The sequence below is a fragment of the Paracraurococcus ruber genome (assembly GCF_004353985.1).
In the GTDB taxonomy this organism is placed as follows: domain Bacteria; phylum Pseudomonadota; class Alphaproteobacteria; order Acetobacterales; family Acetobacteraceae; genus Paracraurococcus; species Paracraurococcus ruber.
The window spans coordinates 1-3,651 of sequence record NZ_SMOA01000400.1 but is presented as its reverse complement, the minus strand read 5'-3'; the positions used below and the strand labels follow the sequence as shown (position 1 = coordinate 3,651).

At 73.8% G+C, this 3,651-nt stretch carries 3 protein-coding genes and 1 pseudogene; 1 reads left to right on the top strand and 3 read right to left on the bottom strand.

The window, feature by feature from the left end:
* Positions 1 to 42: 42 nt before the first annotated feature.
* From E2C05_RS29760 to dapA, 3 genes are all read right to left on the bottom strand, one after another.
* On the bottom strand, positions 43 to 1,059 hold the full coding sequence (locus E2C05_RS29760; RefSeq protein ID WP_133223236.1) for a TRAP transporter substrate-binding protein: 1,017 nt from the start codon (positions 1,057 to 1,059) through the stop codon (positions 43 to 45).
* Between the two features lie 118 nt (positions 1,060 to 1,177).
* Complete coding sequence (gene smpB, locus E2C05_RS29755; RefSeq protein WP_133223235.1) at positions 1,178 to 1,663, bottom strand: SsrA-binding protein SmpB; 486 nt, start codon at positions 1,661 to 1,663, stop codon at positions 1,178 to 1,180.
* A 121-nt stretch (positions 1,664 to 1,784) separates the two neighbouring features.
* On the bottom strand, positions 1,785 to 2,663 hold the full coding sequence (dapA, locus tag E2C05_RS29750) for a 4-hydroxy-tetrahydrodipicolinate synthase (protein ID WP_133223234.1): 879 nt from the start codon (positions 2,661 to 2,663) through the stop codon (positions 1,785 to 1,787).
* Positions 2,664 to 2,849: 186 nt separating this feature from the next.
* Between dapA and E2C05_RS29745 the strand changes: the two are divergent.
* Positions 2,850 to 3,651, top strand: a pseudogene (locus E2C05_RS29745) (lytic transglycosylase domain-containing protein); the annotation flags it as partial.

Sequence of the window (3,651 nt, the reverse complement as noted above, 5' to 3'; positions counted from 1 at the left end):
GCGGCATCAGGCCGCCGCCAGCCGGCCCAGCCGCCCCCGGCGCTACCGCGCCATGGCCCGCCGCAGCGCCGCGCCGTCCGGCCCGGCGCGCTCCGCCCAGGGGCCGATCAGCGCCTCGGACGCCGCCCGCACCTCGGCCTGCATCTCGGCCGAGACCTGGGCGATCTTCATCCCGTTCTCCGCCATGGTGACGTGGTTCTGCCGGTCCTCGCTCTCGGACAGCTCCCAGCCGCGCGCCTCGGCCTCGGCCGCCGCCTGGCGGAGCGCCGCCTGCTGCGCCTCCGGCAGGCCACGGAAGGCCCGCAGGTTCATGATGACGCCGTTGCGCGGGTTGAAGGCGTTCAGGTCCACCCAGAACCGGCCGAATTCCCAGGCCCGGGTGTTCACCACGATGGGGGTCGAGGTGATCATCGAATCCGCGACGCCGGTGGCGAAGGCCTGCGGCAGGTCCGGCACCTGGATGATGACCGGCGCGGCGCGGAACTGCTCGGCGAAGCGCTGGGTCAGCGCGTTGTAGATGCGGATCTTGGTGCCGGCCAAATCGGCCAGCCGGGTGATCTCCCGGCGGGAGAACAGGCCGTTGCTGGGCCATGAGACGGAATAGAGCAGCGTCTGGTTCTGCCGCTGCAGCCGCGCCTCCAGCATCGGCTTCTGCGCGGCGTAGAGCCGACGCGCCTCCTCGTAGCCGGTGGCGAGGAAGGGGACGCTGTCGGCCTCGAAGATCGCATCCTCGTTGCCGTGGTTGCCCAGCAGCACCTCGCCGATCTGCACCTGGCCGGCCTGCACGGCGCGGCGGATCTCCGGCAGGCGGATCAGCGACGCGTTGGAATGGATGGTGATGGCGACGGCGCCGTTGGTCAGCGCCGCGGCCCGTTCGGCGAAGAAGCGCAGCGTGCGGGTGTGGAAATTGCCGTCCGGGTAGCCGGAGGCCAGGATGAGCGGCGTCTGCGCCGCGGCGCCGCGCCCCAGGGCGGGGATGGCCAGCGCCGGCAGGGCCAGCGCGCCGGCCAGCGCGGCGCGCCGGCGGATGGCATGGGTGGTCGTCTCGGTCCCGGACATCGCGCCCTCCCTCAGGGTCTTGACAGCCGAGGCAGGTGGTCCGTCCGGGGCGGGACTGCAATGGTTGCCCGGCGCGCGCGGCGAGGAACCGTTCCCCCCGGCGCCGGGGCGCCCGCGGCTATCCGCGGTTCCGCATCAGCCGCGCCTTGTCGCGCGCCCAGTCCCGGGCGGCGATCGCATGCCGCTTGTCATGCTTCTTGCGTCCCTCGGCGACGCCCAGCATCACCTTGGCGATGCCCTTGTCGTTGAAGTGTATCTGCAGCGGCACGATGGTCGCGCCGTCGCGCGCGATGGCGCCGATCAACTCGGTCACCTGCTTCTTGTGCAACAGCAGCTTGCGCGGCCGGCCCGGCTCGAATTTCGCCACCGTGCTGCCGGCCTGCCATTCCGGGATGGTGCAGCCGAACAGGTACAGCGCGCCGTCGCGCTCGCCGGCCCAGGCCTCGGACAGGGTGGCCCGCCCGGCGCGCAGCGACTTCACCTCCGGCCCCAGCAGCACCAGGCCGGCCTCCAGCGTCTCGCCGATCGTGTAGTCGTAACGCGCCCGCCGGTTCTGCGAGGCGATGCCGTGCGAGATGAGGGACTTCTTCTTCTTCTCTGCCATGAAGCCTACCTGGCGGCCCGGGTCGCGCCGCGCGCCGCAGCAGGCGCTCCGCGACCGGGTCTACACTGGGCGACCCGGTTCACGCTGCGCGCCGCCGGCGGCGCTCCGCGACCGGGTCGCGTCAATTCAACAGCCCGACCGACACCATCGCCTCGCGCACCTTCTGCTTCGTCGCCGGCAGCAGCGGCGCCAGCGGCAGGCGGCAATGCTCCGACGTCTTGCCGAGCAGGCTGGCGGCATACTTCACCGGCCCGGGCGAGGTCTCGGCGAACAGCGCGTCGTGCAGTGGCGTCAGCCGGTCCTGGATCGCCTGCGCCTCCCCCAGCCGCCCGTTCCGCCAGGCCTTGTGCATGTCGGCGCAGAGGCGCGGCGCAACATTGGCGGTGACGCTGATGCAGCCGGTGCCGCCGGCAGCGTTGAAGGCCAGCGCGGTGTGGTCCTCGCCCGAGAGCTGGATGAAATCCTCGCCGCAGGCGCGCTTGGTGTGCAGCGGCCGGGTCAGGTTCGCGGTCGCGTCCTTCACGCCGACGATGTTCCGGTGCTTCGCCAGCCGGGCCATCGTCTCCACGGTCATGTCCACCACGCTGCGCGGCGGGATGTTGTAGATGAAGACCGGCAGGTCCACCGCATCGGCGATGGCGGCGAAATGCAGGTACAGCCCTTCCTGCGTCGGCTTGTTGTAGTAGGGCGTGACGACCAGGCAGGCATCGGCGCCGGCCTGCTTCGCGTGCCGGGTGAAGTCGATCGCCTCGGCCGTGCTGTTGCTGCCCGTGCCGGCGATGACCGGCACGCGGCCCCGCGCCGCGGCGACGCACAGCTCCACCACCCGCTTGTGCTCGGCATGGCTCAATGTCGGGCTCTCGCCGGTGGTGCCGACCGGGATCAGCCCCTCCGTGCCCTCGGCGATCTGCCATTCCACCAGGTCGGTGAAAGCTTTCTCGTCCACGGAACCGTCGGCACGCATGGGCGTGATCAGCGCGACCATCGATCCCTTGAACATCGGGGCGTCCTCCGGAAGGGGTGTCCTCGGCCTGGGCGGCCGGGCTCGTCTGGCCGGGGGCGCCAGGCCGCCCGGGGGTGCGAACCTAGTCACCCCCCTTCCCAGGGGCAAGGGCAGTGGCCGAAGGGGACGGGGCGACTCGTCATCGGGCACGCCGCCGCCGCCGAATCGGCGTAAGAGGCGGGGATGCGCCGCCGCTCCCTGCTCGCCCTGCCCGCCCTGCTGCTCGCCGGCCCGTCCGACCCGCTGGCGCAGCCCGCCGTGGCGGGCGGGGAGGCGATGCGCGCCGCCGGCCGGCAGGCCGTTGCCCTGGCGCAGGCGAAGCGCTGGGCGGAGGCGGACCAGGCCGCGCAGGGCGCCGACCCGCTGATCCGCGCCTATGTCACCTGGCTGCGCCTGCAGGAACGCGGCGGGGCGGCCGGCGCGGCAGAGATCATCGGCTTCGCCCTCGACCGGCCGGACTGGCCGGGGCAGGACACGCTGGCGCGGCGGGCGGAGGAGCTGCTCGCCTACGACCCCGACGACGGGCTCGTGGCGCAGTGGTTCGCCGCCCGCGGCCCGCGCACCCTGGACGGCTACCAGCGCCTGGCCGATGCCCTGGCCCGCGCCGGCCGCGGCGAGGAGGCGACCACGGTGCTGCGCACCGGCTGGCAGGAGGCGCCGTCGGACCCGGCGGCCGAATCCGCCTATCTCGGCCGCGCCACGCCGGTGCTGCGGCCGGAGGACCACTGGCGCCGCTTCGACCGGCTGGCCGCCGCGCGCGACTTCGCCGGCGCTTCCCGCGCCCTGCCCGGGCTCGACCCCTCGCGGCAGGGCGCCGCCTCGGCCCGCCTCGGCTATGCCGCCGACCGGCCGGAGGCCGACGGCCCGGCCATCGCCGCCTGGGCGCCGAACGATCCCGGCCTGACCGCCGAGCGCGCCCGCTGGCTGCGCCGGCGCGACCGCGACCAGGAGGCGGCGGCGGCCTTCGCCGCCGGCGACCGCGCCA

Bases quoted from the DNA above. Each gene is read 5' to 3' on its own strand.
- E2C05_RS29760 (WP_133223236.1), bottom strand. From the start codon at position 1,059: ATGTCCGGGACCGAGACGACCACCCATGCCATCCGCCGGCGCGCCGCG.
- smpB (WP_133223235.1), bottom strand. From the start codon at position 1,663: ATGGCAGAGAAGAAGAAGAAGTCCCTCATCTCGCACGGCATCGCCTCG.
- dapA (WP_133223234.1), bottom strand. From the start codon at position 2,663: ATGTTCAAGGGATCGATGGTCGCGCTGATCACGCCCATGCGTGCCGAC.